Genomic DNA, 26,232 nt, shown 5'->3' on the forward strand with positions numbered 1-26,232 from the left:
AAAGCTGGCGTATCCAAAGAGATGCGCCAGCTTTATTTTATACATCAATCCTTTCTACATACTTTTCCCGCAAACAGCACACGCGTTCCTGACATTACTTATCCGCCCAGGCGCCTTAATATGTCTGCGAGACTGCGAGGAACGGAGCACGAAGCAGTTGCGTGAAACAAATTTACTCCCGACGCCGTAACTCATTCCTTCCCGAACAACTCCCGCTTTGCCTCCAACGCTTTCGCATCGCCCAACGGACGGATCAGGTTGATGAGGATAATAGTTTTTACAATGATGCCCCTGAAAATGCTGGCCACCCCGGCCGAAGCGCCGTCTGAATAGCCCGTTGCTACTGCCCCCAGTATAATAAAGGCGCAAAAAGTAATGATGCCCCACACAATGGCCGTGTATGGTTTTTTCTTTGTCCAGAATCCAAGGGCAACGAATATACCAGCCTCCACCAGTGCGATGGCCATTACTACTGAAATCGTGATCGCGTCCAGGTCGGGTGTCATGAACAGGCTGATCATTTCACCGACGAAGAATAGTCCGGCTGCCCAGAATAATGCGTTACGCGCTTTTTTCACCCCCAGTTCATAGCCTTCCATTTCTATTTGTGCGAGGTCGGCTACATAAGAAGAGATCGTGTCCTGATCGTTTTGCTGCGGAGCTTTTTCCATAAGAAGGTTGTTTGGCTACAAAATAATAGCCGATTCCCTAAAAAAGAAATGTTGAACGCGGTATTTTCCGGTTCAACATTTCTTAATCGGGTAGCCTGGTTGTTTACAGCGGCTTATCCCTTACAATTTTGTTTTCCCTGTTGGCCATTTCCCAGGCGGTGTAGAACACCAGGCGGGCACGTTTTTCCATCAGGGGATAATTGATTTTATCAGGCGTATCACCGGGACGGTGGTAATCGGCATGCACGCCGTTGAAGTAAAAGATCACGGGCACACCTTTCACGGCGAAATTATAGTGGTCGCTCCTGTAGTAGAAGCGGTTGGGATCGTTGGGATCATTGTATTTGTAATCCAGCTTCATTTTCACGAACTGCTTGTTGGCGGCTTCGCTTACGGGGCGCAGATCGGAACTGAGTTTATCGTCGCCGATCACGTAAACATAATTGCCGGAGTCGGCACTTTTCTGGTATTCAAAACCCACCCTTCCGATCATATCGATGTTCAGGTCGGCCACTGTATTCTCCAATGGGAATATGGGGTGGTTGGAATAGTAGGCGGAACCCCAGAGCCCTTTCTCTTCCCCTGAAACCGTCATGAAAACGATGGACCTGCGCGGTCCTTTCCCGGCGGCTTTCGCTTTGGCGAAGGCTTCCGCCATTTCGAGGATGGACACGGTTCCGGAGCCGTCGTCATCGGCGCCCGCGTTGATCACGCCATTTTCAATACCGATATGGTCGTAGTGCGCGGTCACAAAAAGGTATTCATCTTTTTTATCGGTTCCTTCCACCACACCGAGTACGTTGGTACTTTCGAGTTGGGTGAATGATTTGCTGAACGCGAGTTTTACTTCAGCGGGATAAGTTTTGGAAGGAATGGTATTGGCTTTTGCCTGGTTCCAGTCGGCACCCATCAGCTTAGCCGCCACCTGCTCGGAAATGGAGAATACATTTGGCGTTACGCTTCTTTTGTACTGGTTCAGGCTCATTGCCCCATGTTGTGCGGCGATGCCCTGTTCGCGGGGAAACCCGCCCTGTACCAGCAATACTGCGGCCGCGCCCTTACGGATAAGCGCGTTGATCACCCTGGCGTAGTTGGCGTTGCGGGAATTGGCTGCTGCGGAAAGTCCGTTTACCAGTACCAGTTTCCCGGTTACTTCCAGGTTTTTGTAATCATTTCCGCCGCCCACCATAGTGGTGTCTTTCACATATACGAACTCACTGAAATATTGTGTGGCGGTATGGCTCTGGCCTAGGTTGAGTGTGAAGTCCTGGTCCAGTTTCAGCGCTGTACCATTCACCATCAGTTCCGCGGCTTCAAATTTGTCTTCATACACGGGGAATGCCTGCTGGTAGCTGGTTCCGTTACCAGGTTTCAGTCCCAGGGATTTAAAGTATTCTTCTATATAAGCTGCGGCTTTTCTTTGTCCTTCTTTCGCGGTTTCGCGGCCTTCCATTTCGGGACCGGCTACAATATAGAGGTGTTTTTTCAGGTCAGCGGCGGTGATGGTTTTACCGAATTTATCGGCTCCTTTCAACGTTGTTTTTTGGGCCATGGTGGGAACGGCGCCCATCAATGCCATGGCAAAGAGCAGTTTTCGCATATGTAATTGTTGGTGTTTTCCGGAGAGAATGGTGGTTAACAGGAGATCTTGTTCACGCGTTTTTCGTGTCTGCCGCCTTCAAATTCCGTATGCAGGAATGTGTCCACGATTTGTTTGGCAAGGTCAGTGGAAATGAATCTTGCAGGGATACAAATAATGTTGGCGTTGTTGTGTTTCCTGGCCAGGCTCGCGAGTTCTTCCTGCCATGCGATGGCGGCCCGGATACCCTGGTGCTTGTTGGCGGTAATGGCTACCCCGTTCGCACTGCCGCATACCAGTACACCGCAGCCCGATTCGCCCGATTCCACACTGAGGGAAGTGGGGTGCGCAAAGTCTGGATAATCCGCAGAATCAGGACTGTTGGTGCCGAAGTTTTTTACGGTATATCCTTTCTCCTGGAGATAAGCCAGCAGCATTTCCTTGTATTCATAACCGGCATGGTCGGCACCGATAGCGATAGGCAACGAAAGGTCGAACGAAGTATTCATGATAAATTAAGATTACAGGACGTGAAGTTAACTAATAATCACGATCAACTCCATTCCTTGTCTTTCTTCTCCTGGTCGCGTACTACCCTTGCGGAGATGCCGATACTGATTTCATAAAGAATCCAGAGCGGGATGGTTACGATCAACTGGCTCACCACATCAGGCGGTGTAATCACGGCCGCGATTACCAGGATTACCACTACCGCGTACTTGCGTGAGGCACGGAGAAATGCCGGGGTTAATATACCTACTCTCGAAAGGAAAAGCACGGCCAGCGGAAGCTGGAACACCACGCCCGTGCCCAATACGAGTTGGGTGATGTTCTCAATATAGTCGGAGATACGGAAATTGTTCTCGATCAGCGGACTGAGCGTAAAGCTCGCAAAGAAGTTCACCGTATAAGGGGCGAGCAGGAAATAACCGAAACCCACACCCAGGAAGAAGAGCAGTGATACCCAGAAGATCATGCCCCGTGTCTTTTTCTTTTCCTTTGGCGTGAGGGCCGGGCCCACAAAGCGCCAGAATTCCCAGAAAACATAAGGGAAGGCGATAATGAAGCCCGCTACGAAGGCGATGGTAAAGCTCATCATGAACTGGGAACTCATCTCTGTACTGATCAGTTTCAGGTTGATGTCTTCCATGCACATGGCATCGCCCATCCCGACTTTATGGCTGAAGTCGCAGATCAGCTTATAGGTGATAAAATCGTTGTGGGCAGGGCCGAGAATAATATCGTTGAAGAAAAAATCAATATTCGCGAACACGACAATCGCGCCTACCAGCACAGCCGCCAATGAACGTACCACGTGCCAGCGCAGCGCTTCAAGATGGTCCACGAACGACATTTCCGCCTGGTCATCACTCCTGTTGAACAATTTCTTTACCATATCAGATGCATGAAAGCGGGGCAAAAATAACCCATAAACCCATTGCCCGAAGAATTATTAAAACGAATACCAACTGTTTTATATATTTATTTTATGATTTCCAGGCTGCCCCTCACTATTTCCAACGCATACCTTATTCAATGCGAGCAACCGATATTGGTGGATACGGGGTCGCCCGGCGATTTTCAACTGCTCTCGCGCCGCCTGGAAAAAGAAGGACTCACGCTCCATGAACTTGCAATGATCGTGCATACACACGCCCACGCCGATCATGTGGGTTCCACCCACGCCATCAAGGAAAAAGCGGACATCCCCACCATCATCCATACCAACGACCTTCAATGGATCGAAAAAGGCGCGAATGCGCCCGCCGGTGCCAAAGGACTTACGGGTTTAATCGGCTCCTGGTTTTTGGCCCGCCGCTTTACACCCTTCTCCACCGAGATCATCTTCGAAGGGGAGATGGACCTCAACCCGTTCGGCGCTCCCGCGAAACTCATTCACACGCCTGGTCACACGCTTGGTTCCGCCTCCATCATTTTTGAGAATGGCGAGGCCATCATCGGCGACCTGCTCAGTGGCGGTCATTTCGGGGGATACATCCAACCTTCCAAACCCAGATTCCCCTACCTGTACCGGGATAAGAAAAACATCCTGATGAATGTTCAACGTTTGCTGGATTGGGGCGTGCAGCGTTTTCACGTGGGACACGGCGGTCCTTTAAAAAGAGATGATGTGGCAAAATGGCTTCAGAAGATGAAGTAACCATCCGCTCATTTTAAAAATTTCCGCAACCATTTTAGTCTGTTCCCGAACGGGGGATATTTGAGGGAAGGATCGAACCACACCGGGGTTTGCATCACGGCCTTTCGGTGGGTAAATGTGTGAAAGCCGTGAAGGCCATGGTACGCGCCGATTCCACTGTTCCCGATGCCGCCGAAAGGAAGCCGCGGGTTCATCAGGTGATAGGCCACGTTATTGATGCAGCCGCCGCCGAAAGGAAACGCCTTCATTAATTTTTCCGCATAGCCGGTATTGTTGGTAAACACATACAGGGCCAATGGCGAAGGATGGCGGGAAAGGTTTTGAAAAAGTTCTTCCTCTGATGTATAAGTCAGGACGGGCAGTATCGGACCAAAAATTTCTTCCTCCATAATGCGCGTGTTGGGAGCGATGTCTACCATGATGGTGGGTTCAATGTACAGCTCCTCGGCATTTATTTTTCCTCCGCAAAATATCCTTCCTTCTGAAAGATAACTGCACAGCCTGGAAAACTGCCTTTCGTTGATGATACGGGCGTAATCGGGCGATTGAAATGGTTCTTCTCCATAGAAAGAGCGGATACATTTTTTCATTTCTTCCAGCAACCGCTGCGCTACGCTTTCGTGCGCCAATACATAATCCGGGGCTACACACATCTGGCCGGCATTGGAAAACTTAGGGGCACATATTCGTTTAGCCGTAACCGGTATATCCGCGTCCTGCGCCACCACCACCGGGCTTTTACCCCCAAGTTCCAGGGTAACGGGCATCAATTGCCGGGCGGCCATTTCATATATTTTCTTTCCAATATTGCTTCCTCCAGTGAAAAAAACATGGTCGAAACGGAAATTCATCAATTCACCGACCGTTTTTTCACCGTCCCCCTCCACGACTTTTATGTATGCCGGAGAAAAATATTTACCGATCATTTCAGCCATCAGCGCTGATGATGCGGGGGCGGCTTCCGAAGGTTTTAACACCACGCAATTGCCTGCGCCTATGGCATTGATCATTGGCAGCAGGGTGAGCATGAAGGGATAATTCCATGGTCCGATAACCAATACAACACCCAGCGGTTCTTTGTATATCCGGCTTTTAGATGGGAAGTTGAGGAAATTGGTGCCCGGTTTTTCGGGCCGTATCCATTTGCGGAGATTTTTCAACGTAAAGCTGATCTCCGCTTTTAGCATACCCGTTTCCGTAACATAAGATTCTGTTAAAGGTTTTCTGAAATCGGCAAATAGCGCGGCGGCAATCTTCTCTTCGTATTCTTCCAGCGCTCTGTACATTATTTTCAACTGCGTTTGTCGCCACGATAATGACCTTGTCTCTCCGGTTTCGAAGAAACGGCGCATGGCAATCAGTTCGTTGTGCAAAACTTCCCCCATTGCATCAAGTTACAGAAAACCGTGCGCAATCTGTAATTTGCGGGTGATGAACGACGAACACTTCATGAACCTTGCGCTGAAGCAGGCGCGGATTGCCTTCGAGGAAGGCGAGGTGCCGGTGGGCGCTATCGTGGTAATGCAGGGCAAAGTGATTGCACGCGGGTACAACCAAACGGAGAAACTGAAAGACCCTACGGCACACGCGGAAATGATCGCCCTCACGTCCGCTTTCAACCTTCTGGGCGCGAAATATTTACCGGACGCTACGTTGTATGTAACTGTTGAACCCTGTCTGATGTGCGCCGGTGCCATCTATTGGAGCAAACTCAATAGGATTGTGTGGGGGGCCGATGACGAAAAGAACGGGCACAGAAGAATCACGGGCACCAATACCGCGTTTCATCCGAAGGCAAAGGTTACTACTGGGATATTGGCGGATGAATGCGCTTCGCTCATGAAAACATTCTTCAGGGAACGCCGCTGAACCGGGGAAAATCAAAAAACAGGTTGTTAAAGTGTTAGGTTGATTTTTAAGATTTCTATTAAACAATTGAAAATCAGCCCCAGAACTGGCATCTTGTTTGGCCTTTTATCTTTATTGTTTCACTTTTAAATGCTGAACGATGAGAAAAATCTATGTGACTTTCCTGCTGCTTATGTTAATGGCGACCGGCGTGTATGCCCAGGTGATGGCGGTTGAATCAGTAAACAAATTCCAGGGAACAGACCGCCCCGCTTATACAATAGAAGTTCCTTATGCACCTGATGTAACAGAAAAAGCCTTGCGCAAATACCTTTCAGATGCTACTTCCTCCAAGGGCTCCTCCAGGCGTGGCGTACTCACTTATTCCGGTGTGAACCTGCCCGTTGTTTCCGGGGAAAAAATGGACATATACGGTACGGTGGAAAGAAAGAGCCGCCGCGAAAAGGATAAATCTGTGGTAAGATTATACGTTTCCAAAGGGTATGATAATTTCATTTCATCCAATGGTGAGGCCGGCATAGCCGCAGGCACCATCCGTTTTCTAAATGCGTTCCCACCCGAAGCTGAAGTAGCCAATAAGGAAAAACTGGCTGAGGAAGAAGCGATAAAAATAAGAAATGCAGAGAAGGCTGCCCGCAAAAGAGAAAGAAAGATCCGGAAAATGGAACGGCAACTTGAAAAAATGAAGGATCAGAATACGGAAAAAAGATTACGCCTGGAGAAACGAAGGGCCGAGTTGTTGGAGATAGAGAACCGTTAGGTAAATTAACGGAATGGTAGTTGTCCGTTCCCCTCATCTCCCTTAAATTTGTAAGGAGTTCAATATTTTATTCATATTAAAAATCATAATGTTATGGCTTTTACACTTCCTGCACTCCCCTACGCGCACGAGGCGCTGGAACCGCATATTGACACCACCACCATGCAGATCCACCATGGCAAGCACCACCAGGCTTATGTAGACAACCTGAACAAGGCAATTGCCGGTACCGATCACGAGAACAAATCGCTGGAAGAACTGGTGGCCGCTGCCGGATCCATCAGCCCTGCCGTACGCAACAACGGAGGTGGCCACTGGAACCATACTTTCTTCTGGGAAAGCCTCGCCCCCAATGCCGGCGGCGCCCCCACAGGCGAACTGGCCAAAGCCATCGACGCCGCTTTCGGCAGTTTCGACATCTTCAAAGAGAAATTCGCCAACGCCGGTATGACCCGCTTCGGAAGCGGCTGGGCATGGCTCATCGTGAAAGACGGTAAACTCGAAGTGTCTTCCACCCCCAACCAGGACAATCCCCTGATGGACGTGGCCGAAGTAAAAGGTACGCCCATCCTTGGTGTGGACGTTTGGGAACACGCTTATTACCTGAAATACCAGAACAAAAGAGCGGATTACCTCGCGGCTTTCTGGAATGTGGTGAATTGGAATAAAGTGAGTGAGCGTTTCGGGAAGTAAGTTTGGTTGCCTTAAACGGTAAGGGTCGTGTTCTCGCAACGACGCCACGGCGCAACGTTGAATGAGTTCATTGATCTCTAAGGTTTAGGCGTTTCTGAAAAGCGCTAAAATATAAGAGAGACTGCATTGAATTTCGTGCAGTCTCTTTTATATTTTTAAACTTATACGCAAATCCGTTGCGTCGTAGCGTCGTTGCGTGAAATATAAATCACCTTTGCGTGATCACCTCCCCAGAAACATCTTCTCCAGGTAATCTTTCTTAAACTCCACAAAGGTAGGATGCCCGTTCGCCGTAGTATTCGGCTGGTTACAACGGAACAGCTCCGTCACAATCTTCTTCATTTCCGGCATACCCAGTTGTTGCCCTGCTTTTACGGCGTGTTGCGTGGCCAGCGATCGGACGAGTTTTTCTCTTTTAGAGAATTTCAGTTCCCCTGAAAAATGTTTGATCTGTTCCAGCAGGTTTTCGATGGCCTGTTTTTCGTTGCCGTGCGTAACATCGGCGGGCGTGCCTTGTATCACGAAACTGTTGCCTCCGAAATCACCCAGTTGGTAACCGAGATTGTGCAGGTCGGGGAGGAGTTCCTGCAGCAGCACCGCGTCCTGTGGGGAGAGGTCGATGGTGGAGGGAAAGAGCAACTGCTGGCTGGGAACGGGTTTGCCGGTCATCGCGATGGCATAGCGGTCGTAAAGGATGCGTTCGTGCGCAAGTTGCTGGTGCACCACGATAAAACCGATATGTGTTTGTACCAGGATAAACGATTGGTGCAACTGCATACAGAACGGGTCCTCCGGTACGCCCCATTTGGAAGAGAGCATAGTCTCTTCGGAATGCACGGCCTGCATGGAATGACTGCGCATAGCCATGGCCGGTATTTCATATTCGAACCTGTCTTCGGGTTTGCTGTTGCGGGAGGCGATGGTTTCGTCGAGACCGGGCAGTGCGAAGCCTTCTTCCTTTTTAGCGGAAGGTTCGAAGAAAGATTTCCAGTCGCCAACCGGAGATTTTTCGATGAAGTGTGCCTGGTTCTTTTGCGTGAAGGCCTGATAGAGAGAGGAAGAAGCCGCGGCGGATTTTTTATCGTCGGTGAAAGGTTTATTTACGGCGTCGAGTTGCTGGATATTCACGTCGAGGTCGAAATCAAGTGTTGGGGTGATGCTGAACTGGGCGAGTGCGTGTTTCACGGCTGCCTGCACAAAGGCGTAGATGATTTTCTCGTCTTCGAATTTGATCTCCTGTTTGGTGGGGTGCACGTTTATATCTACCTGTGAGGGATCAAGTTCGATGAACAGCACGTACATGGGGAAGGAATCTGCGGGAATCAGGTCCTGGTAGGCGTTCATCAGGGCGTGGTGGAGGTAGCCGCTTTTGATGAAGCGGTTGTTCACGAAAAAGTACTGGTCGCCACGTGTTTTTCTTGCGGTATCCGGTTTGCCTACGAAACCGTGGATATTCATGTAATCGGTCTGTTCCTGTACGGCCACTAATTTGGAAGCGTACTGGCTGCCGAGTAGCTGCACGATGCGTTGTTTCAGCGATCCTTTTTCAAGGTGGAAGAGTTCCTGGTTGTTGCTGGATAACGTGAACAGGATATGCGGGAATGCCATGGCCACGCGGATGAATTCGTCCACGATGTGCCGCATTTCGGCCGCGTTACTTTTCAGGAAGTTCCGGCGTGCGGGGATATTGAAGAACAGGTTCTTCATGGCGATGCTGGTGCCGATGGATGTAGCGCAGGGTTCCTGCAGGGTAACGGCGCTGTTTTCCACTTCCAGTAAGGTTCCTGCTTCATCGTCCTGCCTGCGTGTTTTCAGCACTACCTGTGCCACCGCTGCGATAGAGGCGAGCGCTTCACCGCGGAAGCCCATGGTACGTATGCTGAAAAGATCGTCTATGTTCCTGATCTTGGAAGTGGCGTGGCGTTCAAAGCAAAGCCGGGCGTCTCCTTCACTCATCCCTTTCCCGTTGTCGATTACCTGTATCAGCGCTTTTCCCGCATCTTGTATGATGAGTTTTATTTCCGTGGCACCCGCGTCCACAGCGTTTTCCAATAGTTCTTTCACCGCACTGGCCGGACGTTGGATCACTTCTCCCGCCGCTATCTGGTTCGCAATATTATCCGGTAATAATTGTATGATGTCGCTCAATTCTTCTTAATTTGTGTAGCAAAGTTATTGCTATTATTTGGTACGTTTTACAAGTAAACCCATGAAGAATCTTTTGCTCGTATCCCTTTTGTTTTGTCTCGGAAAATCTTCCCTTCAGGCACAATCCCCACAGGCCGGGGCCTGGGCCGACAGTGTGTTGAATACACTTTCACCGGATGAACGTATCGCGCAACTGATGGTGGTGCGGGCGCATTCCAACCTGGGCGCCGATCATGTGAAGCAGGTAACGGAACTGGTAGAAAAATACAATATCGGCGGACTCTGTTTTTTTCAGGGTGGTCCCGTACGGCAGGCCAATCTTACCAATTTCTACCAGTCTATCGCTAAAACACCGTTGATGATCTGTATCGATGGCGAATGGGGATTGGGCATGCGACTGGATTCCGTGATCAATTTTCCAAGACAACTGATGTTGGGTGCGGTGAACGATCCGAAGGTAGTATACGAATATGGCAAGGCGATAGGAGAGCAATGTAAACGCCTGGGCATTCATGTGAACTACGCGCCTGTGGTGGACATCAACAACAACCCCGCGAACCCGGTGATCAACGACCGCTCCTTCGGGGAAGACAAATACAAGGTGGCGCTGTATGGCATACAATACATGAAAGGCATGCAGGATGTAGGCGTGATGGGCTGCGCGAAACACTTTCCCGGTCACGGAGATGTTGCCGTGGATTCACATTATGATCTTCCCGTGATCAATAAAACAATGGCGGAATTGGATTCGCTGGAACTGTACCCGTTCAGGAAAATATTTGAAGCAGGAGTAGGTAGTGTGATGATCGCCCATTTGTTCATTCCTTCCATCGACAATACCGCCAATCAGCCCACTTCACTTTCTTATAAAAATGTAACTGAATTGCTGCGGAAGGACCTGGGCTACCAGGGTATATCTTTTACGGATGCGCTTGAAATGAAAGGCGTTGCAAAATTTTATCCGGCGGGAGAAGCATCGGTACAATCACTGATCGCGGGCAACGATATGCTTTGTTTACCCGGCGATATTCCGGGAAGCATCCGTTTGGTTAAACGGGCCATCAGAAGGCGCGACCTGAGCTGGAAGGAGATCAATGCAAGGGTGAAGAAAGTGCTGATCGCCAAATACGAATCCGGGTTGAATGCATTCAAACCCATCGATACAAAAGGCCTTACGGAAGACCTCAACAAACATACGGCGCGTATCCAGCAACTCATCGCCGATCATGCGTTAACATTGGTGCGCGATGAATCGAAAAAGATTCCGTTGAAAATGGATGCCCGGAAAAAAGTGGCTTATGTGGGTGTGGGCATCAGTGGAGAAAACATTTTTTCTGAACAGATGAAAGCGGAATACAATGCTGACGTGTTTTACTTCAACTACAAACAGGACCTTACGCGTGTAGCCACCCTTACTGATCTGCTGAAAGATAAATATGATGAAGTAATCATCGGCGTACACCAGTTCAGCAGAAGGCCCGCGAATAATTTCGGTATATCAGCACCAGCCATGGAACTGGTGCGCGCACTTAATAAAGAAACGAATCCTATCACCATTGTATTCGGTAACCCGTATGCCATCGGTTTCTTCCCGGAGGCAAAAACACTGATCACCACTTACGAAGACGATGAGGTGACGCAAAAAACAGCCACTGCAATTTTATTGGGAAAGAAAGAAGCGCAGGGAACGCTCCCTGTAACAGTGGCCCCGCAGTTACTTTATGGCACAGGCGTTACGGATTACCTTTCCACGTTGATCAATGGCAATGGGGGCATGGATGCTGAGAAGTTGCAGGGCGTTAAAACCATTGTGGAGCAGGCTATTTACAATGGCGCCACTCCGGGTGGCGTAGTCCTGGCATCCCGCAACGGGCAGATCGTTTACGAAGAAGCTTTCGGCTACGATGATTATTCCAACCTGCACCCGGTAACCAAAGAAACGATTTACGACCTGGCCTCGGTTACCAAGATCGCCGCTACCACCGTTTCCATCATGAAACTCTATGAAGAAGGAAAGATTAACCTGAAAAAAACACTCGGGGATTACCTTCCTTCGGTAGCAGGTACAGATAAGGCAAACCTGGTAATGGAGGATATCTTGTTGCACCAGGCTGGTCTCCGGTCATATATACCGTTCTACCGGGAAACCCTGGACAGTGTGTCCGGCATCCCGAAACAGGGTTTTTACAACGCGCATTCCGACAGTATTTACACGGTTCCGGTAGCCGATACGATGTTTCTCCGAACGGATTGGGTAGACACGATCTACCAGCGCATCCTGACCAGTCCGCTGGGGCCCTCAGGAAACTATGTTTACAGCGACAACGATTTCATCTTCCTTGGTAAAGTAGTGGAACAAATTTCAGGGATGCCGTTGCAGGAATATGTGCAACGGCATTTTTATGTACCCCTCGGTATGGAAACCACCGGGTTTAGGCCCTATGAGCGTTTCCCCATCAGTGCGGTGGCGCCTACTGAAAAAGAACCCTATTTCCGCCTGCAGCAGATCAGGGGCTATGTGCACGACCCCGGTGCCGCATTGATGGGCAATGTTGCCGGGCACGCAGGTCTGTTCTCCAATGCGCGCGACCTCTGGAAGCTGTTCCAGATGCTGTTGGATGGTGGTGTTTGGGAGGGAAAGCGGTACTTCAAAAAAGAAACCATTGACCTTTTCACCTCTTATGGAACAGCCGTGAGCAGAAGAGCGCTGGGATTTGATAAACCCGAAAAGGACAACGCCACCCGCAAAGAACCTTATCCCGCCGCGTCTGTATCGCCATTCACCTATGGGCACACCGGGTTTACCGGCACCTGCGTATGGGTTGATCCCGCCGAAAAAATGGTGTATATCTTCCTTTCCAACCGTGTTTGTCCGGACGGAAATAACCCGAAATTACTCCGTATGAATGTGCGCGGTCAGGTACATGATCTTCTTTATCAATCCCTGATCCGGGAGTAATAATCCGGGGAATATACCGTTAAAAGGGTATTGTAAAAGCTTGTCATGAATGCTAACTTTACTGCGTAATCATACCTTAAACCGCAACAATATGAAACCGTATCTTCTCCGGCTCTTTATCCTGGTTATGACCGGGATTTCCGCTTTTAACGGAGCCCATGCCCAGGGTTGCCAGAGTGGCGATTGCAACAACGGGTTCGGTACCTATAAATATTCCACAGGCGACACTTATGCCGGAGAACACGTGAACAGTCTCCGGAACGGATTCGGTGTTTATACCTGGAGCACCGGGGCAAAACACATCGGCGAAAACCGCAACGATAAACTGAACGGTTATGGGGTGTATTACCATGCCAACGGCGATGTTTACCTCGGGGAATTCAAAGATGGCAAGTATGAAGGCGAAGGCACCTACAAGTTCCGCGATGGCAGGGTGCAGGCCGGATTATGGACCAAAGGAGAATACAAAGGGAAAATATCTTACTATGGCAAAGGGGCAGATGCCAAAGGCTGCCTGAACGGCGATTGCGCAAATGGATACGGTATGTTCGCCTTTAACAACGGCGACCGCTATTTTGGTTATTTCAAGAACAATAAACTGGACGGATATGGCTCTTATTATTATTCCAGCGGCGCCAAATTCATCGGAGAATTTACGGAAGGAAAACTGAATGGCTTCGGTGTGTATTATTGGGCCAATGGTGAAAAGTACGCGGGGTTCTGGAAAGAAGGCCGCCGCAACCAGTGGGGCATGAACTACTACCCCGATGGCCGTAAATCCATCGGACTCTGGGAAATGGACCGTCTCACCAAAACCAAGGACCAGTACGTTACCACAGCCGGGGCAAAAACCGGCTGCATCAGTGGCGATTGCAACAATGGCAACGGTGTTTTTATCTACAACAATGGGTTTTATAACGGCAATTTCAAAAATGGATACCGCAACGGAAAAGGCACTTACTTTTTCGATAGTGGAGATTATTACTACGGCGACTGGGTAGACAACAAACGCACGGGAAGCGGCTACTTCTATTTTACGGAAGGTGGAAAATATGTAGGGAATTTCAGGAACCAGTTCTTCGATGGAAAAGGATTCTACTTCTACCACGATGGCATCATCGATGACGGGTATTTCCAGGAAGGAAAATATGTTGGGAAGACCATGCCGGTGAACAACAATGCCGGGTATGCGAACAACAATACTACCGGGAACAATACATATTCCAACACCAACAACAATTCCGGGTACAACAATAATACTTCCACCAATACTACCAATAATAACAACTCAACTTATACCAATACCACCACTACCAAAAATAACGGGGGCTTTACCGCCGGAAATACTACTGGCGTAAAAGAAAAACGACTGGCGCTGGTAATGGGTGTTTCCAACTATACCAATGGCGTGAGCAAACTGAAGAATCCCGTAAACGATTCGCGTTCCATGGCAACGGCTCTCCGTGCGATTGGTTTTGATGTGATTGAGCTGAACGATGGTTCGCGTGACCAGATGTTTCGTTCCATCCAGGAGTTCGGGGAAAGGCTGAAGAATTACACGGTAGGCATGTTGTTCTATGCGGGGCACGGGATGCAGGTAGATGGCGTGAACTACCTCATTCCAGCCGATGCGCGCATCACCTCCAAAGATGATATCCGTTTTATCTGCATCAATGCCGATTTCATTTTGAGTAAGATGGAACTGGCGGGCACCAAGGCGAACATCATTATCCTGGATGCATGTCGGAACAATCCGTTTGAAAGAAGTTTCTCAAGGGACGATTCCAATCCCGGACTGGCAACCATGAATGCGCCAGTAGGTTCCATCATCGCTTATTCCTGCGCGCCCAATAAGACGGCCTCCGATGGCAGTGGCAGCAATGGATTGTACACCGGAGAACTGCTGCGTTATATCCAACAGCCCGGTGCGAAAATTGAAGATGTATTCAAACAGGTTCGGAAAAGTGTGCTGACGAAGTCGAATACTTCGCAGGTTCCATGGGAAACCTCATCGCTGATCGGGGACTTCTTCTTCTCCGCGAAAACGCAATAACGCCAATTCGTTCAGTAAAAGCGTGTCCGGGTTAAACCGGATGCGCTTCCAAAGATTGACCAATAAAAAAAGCTCCTTAATAGGGAGCTTTTTCGTTTTTAGTTTATGCTGAAGGCGGAGCGTTGTTGTCTTTTGGTGGCCTTGGTCCCTGGTTCTGCGGCCGGGGCGGCCTTCTCGGGCCTTCCTGCCTTGGTCCGCGGGGTTGGTTGCCTTCCGGGCGTGGTCCCCTTGGTTTTTGTTCGTTTTCTGGCCTTGGTCCCCTCGGTTGTTGTGGCCGGGGTGGCTGCTGTTGTCCCTGTTGTGGCGGCCTGTTGCCTTGCTGGGGAGGACGTTGCTGACCTCCGCGGCCCTGGGGCTGGTTGCCGCCCTGGTTACCAGGCGCGCCCTGTCCGCTTTTCTGTACCTGCATTTGTCGCGGACCGTTACCGCCACCTTGTCCTTGTTGCTTCTGTTGCTTTTTGCGGCGATCGGCTTTTTCGAGGGAGCGTAAACTGATCTGCCCCACCACATCCACAAATTCCGGTTCCACTTCTTTGGGTTTGGAGCTCACCACTTCCACGGCTTCCAGTTCATCGGGAATCACACCCTGGGCGTTCAATGCTTTTATTTTCTTTACCCTTTCAATGGTAAGCGGGTATTGCTTACTGGAATCGGGGAGTATATACCAGAGCAGGTTCTTAAAGATGTCGCGTTTGATCAGGTTGGCGGTTCCCTTGGCTACCCTCAGTTGTTCCACATTATCCGGGAAAGCCTGAAGGGCATCAAGATAAGTATCCAGTTCGTAGTTCAGGCAGCATTTCAGCCTGCCGCATTGCCCGCTGAGTTTGGTTTGGTTGATAGAAAGGTTTTGGTAGCGGGCCGCAGTAGTGTTCACCGATTTAAAATCGCTCAACCAGGTGCTGCAACACAGTTCGCGTCCGCAACTGCCAATGCCTCCCACTTTGCCGGCTTCCTGGCGGGAACCGATCTGCCTCATTTCCACTTTTACCCTGAATTCACCAGCGAACAATTTGATGAGTTCCCGGAAATCTACCCGGTCATCCGCGGTATAAAAGAAGGTCGCTTTTCTGCCGTCGGCCTGGAATTCCACTTCTGCCAGTTTCATTTCCAGTTTCAGTTGCCGGGCAATGGCGCGGCTCCTTACCAGTGCTTCTTTTTCACGTGCTTTATTGGTCTTGAAAAGATCGAGGTCTTTTTCGGAGCTTCTGCGGAGTATCTTTTTGATTTCGGGGTCGGCTTCAGAGATCCCTTTTTTCTTCAGTTGAAGGCGCACCAATTCGCCCGTCATGCTTACTTCTCCCACATCGAAGCCACTCACCCCTTCCACAGAAACCATTTCTCCTTTTTCGAAATACTGGAGACTATTGTTCCTGAAGAAGTCCTTCCGGCTTCCCTGGTTGAAAGAGACTTCTACGATCCTGCATGAACTTTCAGGGTCGCTGAAAGGCAGGTTGGCGAGCCAGTCGTGTATATTCATCCGGTTACAACCACCGGTACTACATCCTCCGTTGCTTTTACATCCGTTTGGTTTTCCTGTTCCACAGCTACTGCATCCCATTCTGTATATCGTGATTTATATTAATGTAATAAGGTTAACGCTAATCCATCAAAATTAAAGATTTGTTTCGAATGATGTGGGAAAGCTTTATGGTGAGGGCATGGAACAGCATTTTAGCGTTGGCGTTCCGCTCAATGTAGTAGGCGGCCTGGTCCAACTCCCTGATGATGGCCTCCTGTTGGTGGATATTGGTCAGTTTATTTAGCCTGTGCGCGAAATCCAGCTCCGTTTCGCTGGCGGAAATTTTATCCGGGGGAAGTACTCCCGCTCTTACCGACTGCTCCAATAAGTGACAGAAGTATTTCAGAAACTGCTTCTGCTTTTCCCTGCCCTGTTTGGCCATTTCTTCGATCCACTTCACTTGTGCCGTTGGCCCTGACTTCAGGATGCTGTTCAGCCATTCCCGGAGCAGGTCCATCCAATCGTCACCCGCGTGCTGCATCTGTTGCAGGGCTTCCCGGTAATTTCCTTCTGAAATGGCGGCTATGGCCCTGGCCTTTGCGGGTTCCAATCCACATTTTGTTTCGAGGGCGGCCGCAATTTGTGCGTCCTCCGGAATCGGGATTTTCACGAGCTGGCATCTGGAAAGAATGGTTTGAAGAATCTGCGCTTCCGATTCGGCCACGAGTATAAAAAGGGTATTCGGTGGCGGCTCTTCAATCAGTTTCAATAGCTTGTTGCCCTCATTGCCCAGGTATTCGGGCATCCACATCACCAGTATCTTGTATTCGCTCTCAAAACTTTTCAGGTTCAGCTTCCGGATGATCTCGTTGCATTCGTGCGCCGTAATGTTCCCCTGCTTGTTCTCCGCCCCGATGAACTGCAGCCAGTCGAATACATTTCCGTATGGGTATAACTTCTGAAACTCCCTCCATTCGGTGATATAATCTGTGCTGACCGGCTTATCGCCTGCCTTCCTCGGAATGACCGGGTAAGAAAAATGGATATCCGGGTGCACCATTTGCGCCGCCTTTAAACAGGAGGAACACTGTCCGCAGGCACTGAGCATGGTACTGCTCCCGGTTCCTGTTGCATCATCCGTTTCAGGTTCAGGCGCACCGAACAGTCCTGCACTTTGCGGAGAAACAGGCTTCCCATTCTTCCACTCACAAACGATGTACTGGGCAAATGCCAGCGCAAGCGGGAGCGCACCAGATCCTTCTTTCCCTAAAAAGAGCAAAGCGTGGCTTAACCGGTTGTGCTGCACCAGTTCCGCAAGGTTATTGCCTGTTTGTTCCTGACCAATGATATCCTTAAAAAGCATAGCAGCAAATATAGTGGTTATTGCCGCCGGGTTCACACACAATGTAAACCCTTCATACCTACTTGAGGTATTGCAGGATATCCGGGCTCATTGGTTCCACCGCGCTGTCGAACTTAGCGACCAGCTTGCCTTTCTCGTTGATGAGAAACTTGGTAAAGTTCCAGCGGATATCGGCGTCCATCACCCCGTTTTCTTTTTTGTTGGTGAGCCATTTGAACAGTGGGTGAATATCATCGCCCTTCACGGAGATTTTTTCGGCCATTGGAAAACTTACGCCATAATTTTTTTCGCAGAAAGCTTCAATCTCTTCGTTAGAACCAGGTTCCTGCCCACCGAAATTATTCGCGGGGAAGCCGACGATCACCAGTTTATCCTTGTATTTCTCATACAATTCCTGGAGCCCTTTGTACTGCTTGGTGTATCCACATTTGGAAGCGGTGTTCACAATCAGGATCTTTTTCCCCTTATATTTTGAAAAATCGATGGTGCCACCATCCAGAGACGCAACTTTGAAATCATAAATTGACGTTGCCGCGGCTGCTAATGCCACAATTGCTGATATTAAAACCGTTTTTAACATAATGAGTTCATTTTCGATTATTTAAACAATATATAGTCTGTTTGGTTGCGATAGAGGTTGCTTTATGTTATTGTTTTTCATAACAACCTGCATCCGGCGGCCCTACCTGCCGGTTATTGCCATCCAGATCAAACACAATTCCCGTTGCCGCCCCGATGTTCAACGCCGGAGATCCTTCCTTTAGCCTGAAGTTGTAATACCTGGAAGCAGTATTAATACTGTCGAATGCCGGTGCTGTATTCTTAACCGAAGACATGACGTTAAATAAAGCATTCTCCGTTTTAGCTTTATAGAGGCAGTTCCGGATATTAACTTCGAAAGGTGTGGTACCTTTTCTTTCAGCGAAAATCTCATTGTCGACATTTCCGTTTTCGCCCCAAAAAATACAGTTTGTAAAACCCGCATATAAAGGAACCGTGACTTCCGTTCCGCCAATGACGGCATGGTTCAGCAAACGGACAACCGGCGTTTTATGCTGAATATAATTATTGCCATAACTCGCGATCGTGCAATGCGTGAAACGGTAGTCTCCCCCCAGCTCAAGACTTATATTCGAACCACAGTTGGTGATAAGACAATTCTCCGCTTCAACAGAGCTTGCCTGCGCAAGGATACCAGCGTCATAAATATTACTGATCACGCATTGGCGCAACCGTAACTTTGGTTGTGTTCCGGGTGCGGGGCCATCAACGATGAGCGCCTGGTAACTGTTGAGGATATGCGTCCATTCGAGTTCATTCTCTTTACTCTCTCCACGGAAAATAATTCCAGGCCAGCTTCCGGGAAGGTCGCGGTAAGTTTCATCCAGCCGATCACCCCGGAAAACCACGGAGTCCTTTTTCGTTCCTTTCACTTTCAGCGTACCATCCACAATAAAAGCAGCATCTGCATGAAGGTAGACCTGCGTTCCTTCCAGGATGGTAAGGGTAACGGCCGTGTCCACCTGCAATGGACCCAGTATCACATAAGGGCGCGTGTTGTCCCATACTTCATCTGCACCGATGGTATGGTTGCGCAGGAAGCGTGCGTTCCTGCCCCAGGCTTGCAGTTGAACGAAGGTTTCGTTGCCATTGAACGCAATCTTTATACTGTCGGAGAGGATGAATGGCTGGTTGTCACCATTTGCACTGATGGAAACATTTACGAACACGTACATACTGTCGTTGGCTTCCAGTTCTATATCACGTGCAGTATGGGTCGCCATTCCATCGATGTTTATCTTAAATGGCGAGTTCGTTCCTCCTGCCAGCGTTACTTCACTTAACCGTAATTTCTGATCGTTGTTGTTGAACAGCTTGAACACTTTCGTGACCGACCCTGTTGTGGTGAAAACGGTATCGAAAAGCAGGCTGTCTGCTGAAATGCCCAATCTTGCTTCTTTGCCGGTAATGAAGGATTCTTTGTTGCACGACAACAAAACAGGGAGCAATGCCAATAATATGATGAGGAACTTTTTCATTCTTTCAGGCGTAAATGTAATTCATTTTCTTACCTAGAGCACCGTGGCCGCCCATGCGTATGCCGCGATGCTCACCGATGCGGGTTTTCCTTCGTATAACGCATGAACGCAGGATTCAAATGTGGCGCCAGTGGTGATTACGTCGTCTACCAGGAGAATGTGTTTGTCTCTAACCCGCTCCGGGTCACTCAATGAGAACCTGCTTTTCATGTTTATCCATCTTTCCAGGCGGGATTTCCGGGTTTGGCTATCCGTTTGACTGCGTTTAACCAACAGGTGCGGGTCAAATTCCTTTCCTTGCCATGTTTCCGCGATCGCTTTTCCAAGCAGGGCGGCCTGGTTGTACCCTCTTGCACGCTCTTTGCGCGGGAACATGGGCACTGGCGCGATGAGGTTAATTTCCTTATACAACGGAGCATCACTTAATACTTTTCCCATCATCCTGCCCATGAACCCGGCCGCCGTTCTTTCGTTCTTATACTTCAATAAGTGCAGCAGCTGCTGAATGCCGGAGCCTTTATTGAAGAAACAACAAGCCATCGCCTGATGAATGTCGGCTCTTCCCCGGAATATCTTTTCAACCGGGTTTTCTTCCCAGCGTTCGAATTTTGTAAACGGCCACTTGCTCATGCACAGCAGGCAGAAATAGTTATTGGCCTGTACAATATCATTGCCGCACCCGAGACACTGAACAGGAAAAAATAACTGCATCAATCCTTCACACCAATCACTCAACATTCTTTTCATTGGTGCAAGTTCAGCAAATCGTTTTGCTCCAAAAACCGTGTTTCCCTCAAAACGTTACCGTATTAAAACGGGTAGCGGCCTGCGCAAAACACGTAGCATCAGAAAAGATAGCTGTACAGTTCTTCAATCCTGCCCATGGGGATCACTTCTATATTAAAGGATTGTTTGCCCAGTCCTTTCTGATTGTATTTGGAAACGATTATTTTTCCGAAGCCCATTTTTTCGGCTTCAGCGATGCGTTGTTCAATCCTGTTCACCGCCCTGATCTCACCACTGAGTCCGACTTCTCCGGCAAAACAGATAACAGGTGGGAGCGGAACATCTTCATAAGAAGAGAGCAACGCGGCCATCACGGCAAGGTCGATGCTGGGGTCCTCCACTTTTAATCCGCCCGCGAGGTTCAGGAATACATCTTTCATTCCGAAATGGAAACCGCCTCTTTTCTCCAATACGGCAAGCAATAGTTGTAACCTTCGGAGATCATATCCGCTTACCGTTCGCTGTGGGGTGCCATATACGGATTGCGTTACCAGGGCCTGTACTTCTATTAATAAAGGGCGCATCCCTTCAATGGTTGCGGCGATAGCCGTGCCACTCAGCGCTTCTTCTTTTTGTGTGATGAGGATATCGCTGGGGTTAAGCACGGGCAGCATGCCCTTCGAGTTCATTTCATATATACCCAGTTCCGCGGTGCTGCCGAACCTGTTCTTCAACGTGCGTAATATCCTGTAAGCATAGTGCCTGTCGCCTTCAAATTGTAAAACGGTATCCACCATGTGTTCCAGTATCTTCGGTCCCGCAATGCTGCCGTCTTTCGTGATATGGCCAATAAGGAATACGGGAATGCCGGACTCCTTCGCGAAACGTTGGAACAACGCGGCGCATTCTCTTATCTGTGATACGCTGCCGGGTGAAGATTCTATAAGGGGTGATTGTAAAGTTTGAATCGAGTCAACGATCACAACTTCCGGTTTCAGTTTCCTGATCTCCTGGAATATTGTTTGTGTATCTGTTTCTGTGAGCAGGAATACGGAATCGTTTGTAACCTGTATACGATCCGCGCGCATCTTGATCTGTTGCTCACTTTCTTCTCCGCTCACATAAAGTGTGCGGATATTTTTTAAACGCAAACCTGTTTGAAGGAACAGCGTTGATTTTCCAATACCTGGTTCACCTGCAACGAGAATAATACTGCCCGGAACAATTCCTCCACCAAGTACACGGTTCAGTTCCGGATCTTCTGTTTGAATGCGTTGCTCTTCTTTTACTTTTACATCGTGCAGTGCAACGGTAACCGTTTTTCTTTTATCGTTTGTATCTTCTTTCCAATTGAAAACATCCTTGTCTTCTTTTTTTCGGATGTTCTCTTCTACAAAAGAATTCCATTGCTGGCAGGATGGACATTTTCCTAACCACTTGGGGCTCTCATATCCGCAGTGCTGACAAAAAAATGCCGTTTTCAATTTGCTCATAACCTGCCGTTTTCACAAATGTAAAAGGGCCGGTATTTCTACCGACCCTTGTTACTTACTAACCCATTAAATTCTTGCACTAAATTACAAATTCAGCCTACATAACAAAATTATTTTTTGGCGGTGTGAATAACTTTTGGGGTAAAACGGGCAATAAAAAAATATAAATAATTGATTTTAATACATAAACATATTAAAAATTAGGTAGTGGCAAATATGGCGGTTGATTTTTCCGTGAAAATGCCATTGTGTCGCTACGTCATTTTATAATTTTTTATACCGACAAAAAGGCGGAATTTTAGGGTGTAAAAACGGTATGGTTATCAATTTGATAGCTAGATTATGAGTTAAAAAAGAGATACTTATGACATTCGAAATTATGTTGGTCTCCATTTTCTTCCTGCTGGTGAGTATGCTGGTATCGTGGAGGCTGAAAAGCAAATTCAAGAAATATTCGGAAGTTGCCCTCAGAAGCGGGCTTACCGGCCGCGAAGTCGCGGAAAAGATGTTGCGGGAGAATGGAATTACCGATGTAAAGGTGATTTCAGTGGATGGATTCCTTTCCGATCACTATAATCCTACCAACAAGACGGTAAACCTGAGCCCGGATGTTTACCACAGCAATAGTGTGGCTGCGGCTGCCGTGGCGGCGCACGAATGCGGTCACGCCGTTCAGCACGCCACGGCTTACCAGTGGCTTACCATGCGTTCAAAACTGGTTCCGGCTGTGCAGTTTAGTTCTTCTATTGTGCAGTGGGTATTATTAGCCGGTGTTGTAATGGCTAATGCATTCCCTGGCCTATTGTTGGCAGGTATTATCCTGTTTGCAGTGACTACCTTGTTTTCAGTAATTACGCTTCCGGTGGAGTTTGACGCGAGCAAAAGAGCGCTGGCATGGCTTGGGCACACCAATGTGACCAATGAGCGGGAGTACCCGCAGGCGAAAGACGCGCTAAAGTGGGCTGCAATGACTTATGTAGTGGCGGCTATCGCTTCCATAGTTACCCTGGTGCAGTACCTGCTGATCTATCTTTCAGGATCGAGAAGAGATTAACAGCACAACTTAAATAAGCAAAACGGCGCTCTTTGATGGAGCGCCGTTTTCTTTATAATAAGTTTCGTTCTTACAACTTAATCTGTTCGTCGTGCTGATCGAAGAAGTTGAATTCGGTAAGATGGTAATTGGTATTTTCTTTTATCGTAAGCCTGGTCTTGTGTTTCCGTTGCCATTTGCGGGCTTTGGAGAACAGCCATCCTTTGGTAAGATAAGCGTATAGGATAGGGTGCACCATCAGGGTAAGGTTGTTGTGCTGGTGGGTAACCAGGTAGCTGAGGTTCTTTTCGATCTCATCTTCCAGTACCAGTGTGGAGGTGATTTTACCTGTTCCGTGGCAGGAAGGACAAACTTCCTGGGTATTGATATTGATTTCCGGCTTCATCCTTTGCCGGGTGATCTGCATCAGTCCGAATTTGGAGATGGGCAGTACCGCGTGTTTGGCGCGGTCCGGTTTCATGAACTTCTCCATGGCGTCGGCCAGCGCTTTTTTGTTGTCGGGTAATTTCATGTCAATGAAATCCACGACGATGATGCCACCGAGGTCGCGGAGCCGGAGTTGACGGGCTATTTCTTCCGCCGCTTCCAGGTTGGTCTCCAGGGCGTTCTGCTCCTGGTTGTTGCTCACGCTTTTGTAGCCGCTGTTTACGTCAATTACATGCAGGGCCTCGGTATGTTCAATAATAAGATATGCGCCTGAGTTGAGGTTCACGGTTTTACCGAAAGCAGACTTCACCTGCTTGGTTACCCCGAAATGGTCGAATATGGGAGCGCCGGAATTGTAGAAAGAAACGATATCGGCTTTTTCGGGCGCGATCTTCTGGATGTAACTCTTAGTATCGTTGAAGATTGTTTTATCGTTGAGCACGATCTTGTTGAAATCTTCATTGAGCAGGTCCCGGAGGATGCTGGTGGTCTTGGTTTGCTCACTCAATATCTTGGCGGGGGCCACCGAACCTTTGAGGTTACGTTGAATGGTGTGCCATGTTTCGATGAGTGTGCTCAGGTCTTCATGAAGTTCGGCCGTATTCTTTCCTTCGGCGGCGGTCCTTACAATTACCCCGAAGTTTTTTGTTTTGATGGATTCCACGATGCGCTGCAGTCTTTTTCTTTCTTCAGCGGAGTGTATCTTTCTGGAAACGGCGATAATGTCGTTGAAGGGGGTGAGTACCACGAACCTGCCCGGCAGGGATATTTCGCAACTGAGCCTGGGCCCTTTGGCGGCGATGGGTTCTTTCAGGATCTGAACGAGGATATTGGGTTTACCGCCCAGTACTTCGTTCACCTTACCTGTTTTTACGATTTCGGGTTCTACGGTGAATTTGGCGAAATCAAATCCTTCTGGTGTCTGATCCACCATAGCCATCTGCGTGAACTTCAGGATAGACCTGGCGTAGGGGCTAAGGTCGGTATAATGAAGAAATGCATCTTTTTCAAAGCCCACATCCACGAATGCGGCGTTCAGTCCGGGGATCAGCTTTTTAACCTTTCCCAGGTACAGATCGCCCACGGCGAAGTTGGCGTCATTCTTTTCATTATGAAGCTCAACCAGCTTTTTATCCTCCAGCAATGCAATCTCTACACCCTGAGGTACCGCGTTTATTATCAGTTCCTTGTTCACTAGATTTTTCTTTACGAACTACAGCCATACATCTACAGGAATGCTGTTTAGGGGCCATAACACAGCCGTATATACGCAGAAACAACGTGTATTATTGCTGTCGAGGCTTTTTTTGATTACAGCATCAGCGAAAGTCAAGTAAGCCGGGAAAGGTATTCCCGGCTTACAGAAACAGATATAGTATAAGAACCAGAAATTACTTCTTCTTCTTATGACGGTTCTTTCTCAGTCTTTTTTTACGCTTATGCGTTGCTATCTTATGACGCTTTCTCTTTTTACCACAAGGCATGACTCAATTAGTTTACGTTATTATCAATCAAAATTATTTCAAACTCTTTATCCTTTCATCCACGGCTTCGCGGAATTCAGGGTTGTTGATCAGCGCTTTGCTTTTTTCGTACAGTTCAATCGCTTCCTGATTCTTGTGCTGCATCTCGTACACTTCAGCCAGTCTCAGTACGGCTTCCGCGTTTTCCGGTTGCTTCGCCATCACCGTTTTGAACCTTTCAGCTGCCTTATCAAGCTGGCCAGACATGATACCACCCACGCCCAACATGAACTGTGCATACATATTTTCCGAATCTCTCTCCGCCACTTCCCTGATCTTGGCGATCCCTTCCATTGGCGCGCCGAGGTTTCCGAAAAAGTAGCAGCTTCCCAGTCCTACTTTCGCTGAATCGTTGGCTGGATTCAGTTCCAAAGTCTTTTCAAACAACGTTTTGGCTTCCCCGGCCATCCATGCCTTGAGGGCTGAATTGGATTGAACCTGCAGGTTGCCTAAAAATAAATTGGCTGCAAAGTTGAGGTTTTTTTCAGAATTTTCCAACTTCGCGGCTTCTCCGGTATAAAAAGCGTATGGAATAAAACTTTTTACGGAGTCTTTCCAGAACCTCGCCAGCTGATGGTACGTATGAACTGATTGATTCTTAACGTCTCCGCGCACCACGGCATTTTCGAGCCTGGTCACATACTCCAGTTGGGTGGGGCTTAAATTTTGTTTGGAGGAAGCCAGGATAGCTTCAATAGAAAGGGCCGCGGCTTCACCATGGCTATGGTCGTGCCCGTCACCTTCATGGTGTTCGGTTGTTGCTGCCGCCGCCTGCACCGGTTTGGTTACGGGTGCGAAAAAAAAGATAAGGGCCAGCAGCGCGATGCCGCTTCCCGCAAGGATCATTTGCTGTCTCTTCACGTTCTTCTTAATTAGAACGCGAAATTACTCCTCCTTTTTCAGTTTCTTTACCTCCTGTACAAATTCTTTTGCGGGTTTGAAGGCAGGAATGAAATGTTCGGGAATGTGAACAGCCACGTTGCGCTTGATGTTGCGCCCTATTTTAGCGGCCCTTTTTTTGGTAATGAAACTGCCAAATCCACGGATGTAAATGTTTTCGCCATTCGCAAGCGCGCCTTTTACTTCTTTGAACATGGTTTCAAGCGTCACCAGTACATCAACTTTTGGAATACCTGTTTTTTCAGATATTTGATTGATGAGATCGGCTTTTCTCATAACTGAACATATTTTATGTTACTGAATTGATTTTCAAAGTACAACAAATCTAAGGTGAAAGATGTTGCATTTTATATATA

The 26,232-nt window shown here is 48.5% G+C and carries 22 protein-coding genes; 7 read left to right on the forward strand and 15 right to left on the reverse strand.

Annotation, left to right across the window (positions count from 1 at the left end):
* Positions 1 to 191: 191 nt before the first annotated feature.
* From M4J38_RS13370 to tatC, 4 genes are all read right to left on the reverse strand, one after another.
* The gene (locus M4J38_RS13370; protein ID WP_251760114.1) at positions 192 to 671 is read right to left on the reverse strand and encodes a UbiA family prenyltransferase; all 480 of its coding nucleotides are present in this window, start codon (positions 669 to 671) and stop codon (positions 192 to 194) included.
* A gap of 103 nt (positions 672 to 774) precedes the next feature.
* The gene (locus tag M4J38_RS13375) at positions 775 to 2,271 is read right to left on the reverse strand and encodes a M28 family peptidase (RefSeq protein ID WP_251760115.1); all 1,497 of its coding nucleotides are present in this window, start codon (positions 2,269 to 2,271) and stop codon (positions 775 to 777) included.
* Between the two features lie 35 nt (positions 2,272 to 2,306).
* The gene (gene rpiB / locus M4J38_RS13380; protein ID WP_308217819.1) at positions 2,307 to 2,759 is read right to left on the reverse strand and encodes a ribose 5-phosphate isomerase B; all 453 of its coding nucleotides are present in this window, start codon (positions 2,757 to 2,759) and stop codon (positions 2,307 to 2,309) included.
* Between the two features lie 44 nt (positions 2,760 to 2,803).
* Positions 2,804 to 3,646: a twin-arginine translocase subunit TatC gene (gene tatC, locus M4J38_RS13385; RefSeq protein WP_251760116.1), complete on the reverse strand. Its 843-nt coding sequence runs from the start codon at positions 3,644 to 3,646 to the stop codon at positions 2,804 to 2,806.
* 93 nt (positions 3,647 to 3,739) lie between these two features.
* Here tatC and M4J38_RS13390 point away from each other — a divergent pair, with 93 nt between their 5' ends.
* Positions 3,740 to 4,411, forward strand: a complete 672-nt coding sequence (locus tag M4J38_RS13390; protein WP_251760117.1) for an MBL fold metallo-hydrolase — start codon at positions 3,740 to 3,742, stop codon at positions 4,409 to 4,411.
* An 8-nt stretch (positions 4,412 to 4,419) separates the two neighbouring features.
* On the opposite strand, the gene M4J38_RS13395 is transcribed toward M4J38_RS13390, so the two are convergent.
* Positions 4,420 to 5,796, reverse strand: coding sequence for an aldehyde dehydrogenase (locus tag M4J38_RS13395; protein ID WP_251760118.1), 1,377 nt, complete (start codon positions 5,794 to 5,796; stop codon positions 4,420 to 4,422).
* 46 nt (positions 5,797 to 5,842) lie between these two features.
* Here M4J38_RS13395 and M4J38_RS13400 point away from each other — a divergent pair, with 46 nt between their 5' ends.
* From M4J38_RS13400 to M4J38_RS13410, 3 genes are all read left to right on the forward strand, one after another.
* On the forward strand, positions 5,843 to 6,280 hold the full coding sequence (locus M4J38_RS13400; RefSeq protein WP_251760119.1) for a nucleoside deaminase: 438 nt from the start codon (positions 5,843 to 5,845) through the stop codon (positions 6,278 to 6,280).
* A gap of 139 nt (positions 6,281 to 6,419) precedes the next feature.
* Positions 6,420 to 7,040: a hypothetical protein gene (locus M4J38_RS13405; RefSeq protein ID WP_251760120.1), complete on the forward strand. Its 621-nt coding sequence runs from the start codon at positions 6,420 to 6,422 to the stop codon at positions 7,038 to 7,040.
* Positions 7,041 to 7,133: 93 nt separating this feature from the next.
* A complete protein-coding gene (locus M4J38_RS13410; protein ID WP_251760121.1) occupies positions 7,134 to 7,733 on the forward strand; it encodes a superoxide dismutase in 600 nt (199 codons plus the stop codon).
* A gap of 222 nt (positions 7,734 to 7,955) precedes the next feature.
* Here the strand turns inward: M4J38_RS13410 and mutL are convergent, their stop codons facing one another.
* Complete coding sequence (gene mutL, locus M4J38_RS13415) at positions 7,956 to 9,881, reverse strand: DNA mismatch repair endonuclease MutL (RefSeq protein WP_251760123.1); 1,926 nt, start codon at positions 9,879 to 9,881, stop codon at positions 7,956 to 7,958.
* 61 nt (positions 9,882 to 9,942) lie between these two features.
* On the opposite strand from mutL, the gene M4J38_RS13420 reads away from it, so the two are divergent.
* Both M4J38_RS13420 and M4J38_RS13425 read left to right on the forward strand, forming a co-directional pair.
* A complete protein-coding gene (locus tag M4J38_RS13420) occupies positions 9,943 to 12,840 on the forward strand; it encodes a glycoside hydrolase family 3 N-terminal domain-containing protein (protein WP_251760124.1) in 2,898 nt (965 codons plus the stop codon).
* A 91-nt stretch (positions 12,841 to 12,931) separates the two neighbouring features.
* Positions 12,932 to 14,893 carry a caspase family protein gene (locus M4J38_RS13425; RefSeq protein ID WP_251760125.1) on the forward strand — a complete coding sequence of 654 codons (1,962 nt, stop codon included), beginning with the start codon at positions 12,932 to 12,934 and terminating at the stop codon, positions 14,891 to 14,893.
* 103 nt (positions 14,894 to 14,996) lie between these two features.
* On the opposite strand, the gene ricT is transcribed toward M4J38_RS13425, so the two are convergent.
* From ricT to radA, 6 genes are all read right to left on the reverse strand, one after another.
* The gene (ricT, locus tag M4J38_RS13430; protein WP_251760126.1) at positions 14,997 to 16,370 is read right to left on the reverse strand and encodes a regulatory iron-sulfur-containing complex subunit RicT; all 1,374 of its coding nucleotides are present in this window, start codon (positions 16,368 to 16,370) and stop codon (positions 14,997 to 14,999) included.
* 121 nt (positions 16,371 to 16,491) lie between these two features.
* On the reverse strand, positions 16,492 to 17,715 hold the full coding sequence (locus M4J38_RS13435; protein WP_251760127.1) for a DNA polymerase III subunit delta': 1,224 nt from the start codon (positions 17,713 to 17,715) through the stop codon (positions 16,492 to 16,494).
* 58 nt (positions 17,716 to 17,773) lie between these two features.
* Positions 17,774 to 18,295 (reverse strand): glutathione peroxidase, encoded by a 522-nt coding sequence (locus M4J38_RS13440; RefSeq protein ID WP_251760128.1) that lies wholly within the window; start codon positions 18,293 to 18,295, stop codon positions 17,774 to 17,776.
* Between the two features lie 67 nt (positions 18,296 to 18,362).
* Positions 18,363 to 19,754, reverse strand: coding sequence for a hypothetical protein (locus M4J38_RS13445; RefSeq protein WP_251760129.1), 1,392 nt, complete (start codon positions 19,752 to 19,754; stop codon positions 18,363 to 18,365).
* A 33-nt stretch (positions 19,755 to 19,787) separates the two neighbouring features.
* Entirely contained in the window at positions 19,788 to 20,501 is a 714-nt protein-coding gene (locus M4J38_RS13450; protein WP_251760130.1) for a ComF family protein, read from the reverse strand.
* Positions 20,502 to 20,599: 98 nt separating this feature from the next.
* A complete protein-coding gene (radA, locus tag M4J38_RS13455) occupies positions 20,600 to 21,973 on the reverse strand; it encodes a DNA repair protein RadA (RefSeq protein ID WP_251760131.1) in 1,374 nt (457 codons plus the stop codon).
* 364 nt (positions 21,974 to 22,337) lie between these two features.
* On the opposite strand from radA, the gene M4J38_RS13460 reads away from it, so the two are divergent.
* A complete protein-coding gene (locus M4J38_RS13460) occupies positions 22,338 to 23,027 on the forward strand; it encodes a zinc metallopeptidase (protein ID WP_251760132.1) in 690 nt (229 codons plus the stop codon).
* 70 nt (positions 23,028 to 23,097) lie between these two features.
* Here M4J38_RS13460 and M4J38_RS13465 read toward each other — a convergent pair whose 3' ends face one another.
* The 3 genes from M4J38_RS13465 to M4J38_RS13480 all read right to left on the reverse strand — a co-directional run bounded on the left by M4J38_RS13465 (position 23,098) and on the right by M4J38_RS13480 (position 26,152).
* The gene (locus tag M4J38_RS13465) at positions 23,098 to 24,648 is read right to left on the reverse strand and encodes an Rne/Rng family ribonuclease (protein WP_251760133.1); all 1,551 of its coding nucleotides are present in this window, start codon (positions 24,646 to 24,648) and stop codon (positions 23,098 to 23,100) included.
* Positions 24,649 to 24,970: 322 nt separating this feature from the next.
* Positions 24,971 to 25,837 (reverse strand): tetratricopeptide repeat protein, encoded by an 867-nt coding sequence (locus tag M4J38_RS13475; RefSeq protein WP_251760134.1) that lies wholly within the window; start codon positions 25,835 to 25,837, stop codon positions 24,971 to 24,973.
* 24 nt (positions 25,838 to 25,861) lie between these two features.
* Positions 25,862 to 26,152: an HU family DNA-binding protein gene (locus tag M4J38_RS13480; protein WP_251760135.1), complete on the reverse strand. Its 291-nt coding sequence runs from the start codon at positions 26,150 to 26,152 to the stop codon at positions 25,862 to 25,864.
* Between the last annotated feature and the right edge of the window lie 80 nt (positions 26,153 to 26,232).

Source organism: Parasegetibacter sp. NRK P23 (genome assembly GCF_023721715.1).
Lineage (GTDB): Bacteria > Bacteroidota > Bacteroidia > Chitinophagales > Chitinophagaceae > Parasegetibacter.

Bases quoted from the DNA above. Each gene is read 5' to 3' on its own strand.
- M4J38_RS13450 (WP_251760130.1), bottom strand. From the start codon at position 20,501: ATGAAAAGAATGTTGAGTGATTGGTGTGAAGGATTGATGCAGTTATTT.
- M4J38_RS13420 (WP_251760124.1), top strand. From the start codon at position 9,943: ATGAAGAATCTTTTGCTCGTATCCCTTTTGTTTTGTCTCGGAAAATCT.
- M4J38_RS13445 (WP_251760129.1), bottom strand. From the start codon at position 19,754: ATGAAAAAGTTCCTCATCATATTATTGGCATTGCTCCCTGTTTTGTTG.
- radA (WP_251760131.1), bottom strand. From the start codon at position 21,973: ATGAGCAAATTGAAAACGGCATTTTTTTGTCAGCACTGCGGATATGAG.
- M4J38_RS13390 (WP_251760117.1), top strand. From the start codon at position 3,740: ATGATTTCCAGGCTGCCCCTCACTATTTCCAACGCATACCTTATTCAA.
- M4J38_RS13460 (WP_251760132.1), top strand. From the start codon at position 22,338: ATGACATTCGAAATTATGTTGGTCTCCATTTTCTTCCTGCTGGTGAGT.
- M4J38_RS13405 (WP_251760120.1), top strand. From the start codon at position 6,420: ATGAGAAAAATCTATGTGACTTTCCTGCTGCTTATGTTAATGGCGACC.
- M4J38_RS13440 (WP_251760128.1), bottom strand. From the start codon at position 18,295: ATGTTAAAAACGGTTTTAATATCAGCAATTGTGGCATTAGCAGCCGCG.
- ricT (WP_251760126.1), bottom strand. From the start codon at position 16,370: ATGAATATACACGACTGGCTCGCCAACCTGCCTTTCAGCGACCCTGAA.
- M4J38_RS13400 (WP_251760119.1), top strand. From the start codon at position 5,843: ATGAACGACGAACACTTCATGAACCTTGCGCTGAAGCAGGCGCGGATT.
- tatC (WP_251760116.1), bottom strand. From the start codon at position 3,646: ATGGTAAAGAAATTGTTCAACAGGAGTGATGACCAGGCGGAAATGTCG.
- rpiB (WP_308217819.1), bottom strand. From the start codon at position 2,759: ATGAATACTTCGTTCGACCTTTCGTTGCCTATCGCTATCGGTGCCGAC.
- M4J38_RS13375 (WP_251760115.1), bottom strand. From the start codon at position 2,271: ATGCGAAAACTGCTCTTTGCCATGGCATTGATGGGCGCCGTTCCCACC.
- M4J38_RS13425 (WP_251760125.1), top strand. From the start codon at position 12,932: ATGAAACCGTATCTTCTCCGGCTCTTTATCCTGGTTATGACCGGGATT.
- M4J38_RS13410 (WP_251760121.1), top strand. From the start codon at position 7,134: ATGGCTTTTACACTTCCTGCACTCCCCTACGCGCACGAGGCGCTGGAA.
- M4J38_RS13480 (WP_251760135.1), bottom strand. From the start codon at position 26,152: ATGAGAAAAGCCGATCTCATCAATCAAATATCTGAAAAAACAGGTATT.
- M4J38_RS13395 (WP_251760118.1), bottom strand. From the start codon at position 5,796: ATGGGGGAAGTTTTGCACAACGAACTGATTGCCATGCGCCGTTTCTTC.
- M4J38_RS13435 (WP_251760127.1), bottom strand. From the start codon at position 17,715: ATGCTTTTTAAGGATATCATTGGTCAGGAACAAACAGGCAATAACCTT.
- M4J38_RS13370 (WP_251760114.1), bottom strand. From the start codon at position 671: ATGGAAAAAGCTCCGCAGCAAAACGATCAGGACACGATCTCTTCTTAT.